Annotated in this window: 1 protein-coding gene; it reads left to right on the forward strand. The window is 45.6% G+C overall.

Going from position 1 to position 261, the window contains the following annotated elements; translation table 11 throughout:
* The coding region (locus B3W37_RS07675; RefSeq protein ID WP_483175269.1) for a PIG-L deacetylase family protein at positions 1-261 on the forward strand (261 nt) is incomplete at its 5' end.

Genomic DNA, 261 nt, shown 5'->3' on the forward strand with positions numbered 1-261 from the left:
TTCCATGATTTAACCGGCAAACCCTGGCTGGTAAAAGATGTATTCTGCTATGAGGTGTGGACTCCATTGCAGAACATCACCTATGTTGAAGATATAACCGTACAGATGCAGCGAAAATTAGTAGCCCTGGCAATGCACCAGTCTCAGATTGAGAACCGTGACTACCATGAAGCTATTCAGGGACTAAACCGCTATCGCGGGGTTATGACCCGTAAAGGGATGTACTGCGAGTGTTTCGAAATCCTCAGAAAAGGCAGATAA

Source organism: Syntrophomonas sp. UBA5494 (assembly GCF_002426325.1).